Raw genomic sequence first — 2349 nt, forward strand, 5'->3', positions numbered from 1 at the left:
GTTCCAGCTCGCGCAGGGCTGGCGCGGCGCGGAGGCGGACGGGCTGCCGGGACCGCAGACGTGGCGGCTCCTGGTGAACGGCCTCGGCATGGGCATCGCGGAGACGGGCGGGAAGAGCGCCGCTCGGGCGGCCGGGGGTGGTGCGGCCTCCGGTGGTGGCGCCTCCGCCGGTCGGGCCGCTTCCGGTGGTACGACGGCGGGGGTGCCGGCGTATCCGGGCCTCGGGTCCTTCCGGCCCGGCCGGTCGGGTCCGTACGTCGAGCGGCTCGGCGAGCGGCTGGTGAGGAAGGGCTTCGGCAGGCACTACACCTCGGGCCCGGGCCCGAGCTGGGGCGAGGCGGACCGGCGCAACGTCGAGGCGTTCCAGCGCGCGCAGGGCTGGCGCGGCAGCGCGGCGGACGGCTACCCGGGACCCGAGACGTGGCGGCGACTCTTCGGATGACGGAGGCAAGGATGACGACGAGGGCGGGACAGCACGACGAGGGTGACCCGGGATCAGTCCTCGACCCGGGCCGGGGTCGGGCGCCTTATTCCGCCCAGGCCCAGGCTCCGGGTCCGGCCCAGGCTCCGGCTCCGGCTCCGGCCCAGGCCCCCGCCCAGGCTCCGGCTTCGGCTTCGGCTTCGGCCCAGGCTCCGGCCCCCGCCCAGGCTTCGGCCCAGGCCCAGGCTCCGGCTCCGGCCCAGGCCTCGGCTTCGGGCCCGGGATGTCGGCCGGAGGCCCACACCTCAGCTTCCACCGCGTTGGCGGGCGGGGACGGTGCGTACGGCGACTGCCCGCCGGGGACGCTCCCCTCGGAGCCCTCTGCTCCGTACACGTACGCCGCCGCCGGGACGTCGGCTCCCGGGACGCCCGCCTCGGAATCGCCCGCGTCGAGCGTGTCCGCCTCAGGGGCGTCGGCCTCGGGCCCACTTTCGTCGGAGCCCTCCGCTTCGTACGTGCCGGGCGCGAAGTTGTCCGCCTCGAGGGCATCTGCTCCGGAGCCGTTCGACCAGGAGGTTCCCGCGCCGGACGTATCCGCCCCGGGCACACCCACTCGCAGCGCGTCCCCCGTCGCGTGGACGCCCGTGTTCGAAGGCACGCACTGCCGACCCGTGACGGTGCACGAGGACGGCCGCATCGAACCGGTGCTGCCGTCCACCGCCGCCGCGGGCGAGCCGGAACCGGTCCACGCGATCTCAGGCACCCCGGGCACGCAGGACGCCGACGCACGCGGCTCCGAGCGCGGGTCCGCGCCGACCGATATGCCCGCCACGGCGGCCCCCCGACGAGCCGGCGGCTCGCCCCTTGACGGCACCTCAGACCCGGCCTCCCGGCGAGACGCCGGTCCCGCTCCTGTGAGGACCTCCGGTCCGAGCTCCATGCGGAACGGCGGGCCTGCTCCCGTGGCGATCTCGGGTCCGGGCTCCGAGGGGGATGGCGGGCCGACCTTCGGGCGGGACGCAGGGCCAGCCTTCCGGCAGGGCGTCGAGCCGGCCTCCGTGGGGACCTCCGGTCCGGACTACATGCGGAACGGCGGTCCCGGCTCCGGGCGAGACACCGAGCCGACCTCCAGGTGGGACGCGGGGCTCGCTCCCGTGGGGAGCTCCGAGCCGAACTCCGTACAGGACTCCGGGCCGGCCTTCAGGCGGGGCGTTGAGTCGGCGGCGGTGGGGACCTCCGGCCGGGACTACATGCGGGATGGCGGGCCAGACTCCGGGCGGGACGCCGGGCCTGCTCGCGTGGGGACCTCCGGTCCGGGCTCCGAGGGAGACGCTGAGCCGACCTCCCGGCGGGTCGTTGAGTCGGGCTCCGCGCGGACCTCCGGGTCCGTCCTCGGGGGCGGTGGCGAGTCGGTGTTCGTGCGGGGGGCGGAGGCGGATGTGGCCTCGCGGCCGTCCGTGCGGCAGGTTCTTGGGCGGGATCTGCCCGGGCCTGTGGAGCACCTCGCTCCCGCCCATCCGCTCACCCCCGCGCTGCGCCCGATCCCCGGGCGTGAGCTGAACGCGCCCGCCGGGATCGCGGCCCTCGCCTCCTCGGCGGAAGAGCACGAGTCCCGGGCGGTGGCGCCGGTCCCGGTCGAGCCCGAGCCGGAGCCCGAACTCGAGCCCGAGCCGGAGCCCGAACCCGAGCCGGAGCCCCGGTTCGTGGCGCCCACGCCCGCACCGCCCGCGTCCCCCACCGCCCCCCACGCGCGCGTCACGGACGACAACGCGGGCGGAGCCGGTGTCTCCGGTGAGGCCGCTCGTTGGAGCAGTCCGCTCATCGTGGGGGAGGCCACCCACGAGATCCCCGTCCATCTCCTCTTCCGCGACGAGACCGGCCCCTCCCTCCCGGCCGCCGGCGCGCGGCGCATGCGGCGGGTGCCCGCC

Annotated in this window: 2 protein-coding genes and 1 pseudogene; 2 read left to right on the plus strand and 1 reads right to left on the minus strand. The window is 76.8% G+C overall.

The window, feature by feature from the left end:
* Positions 1-442 (plus strand): peptidoglycan-binding protein (locus GT042_RS04265; protein WP_202532333.1); only part of this gene is annotated, 442 nt, incomplete at its 5' end.
* Between the two features lie 85 nt (positions 443-527).
* Here GT042_RS04265 and GT042_RS38000 read toward each other — a convergent pair.
* Positions 528-1253 (minus strand): hypothetical protein, encoded by a 726-nt coding sequence (locus tag GT042_RS38000; protein ID WP_202532334.1) that lies wholly within the window; start codon positions 1251-1253, stop codon positions 528-530.
* Positions 1254-1914: 661 nt separating this feature from the next.
* On the opposite strand from GT042_RS38000, the pseudogene GT042_RS04270 reads away from it, so the two are divergent.
* Positions 1915-2349, plus strand: a pseudogene (locus tag GT042_RS04270) (hypothetical protein); the annotation flags it as partial.

The sequence above is a fragment of the Streptomyces sp. SID3212 genome, from assembly GCF_009865405.1.
In the GTDB taxonomy this organism is placed as follows: domain Bacteria; phylum Actinomycetota; class Actinomycetes; order Streptomycetales; family Streptomycetaceae; genus Streptomyces.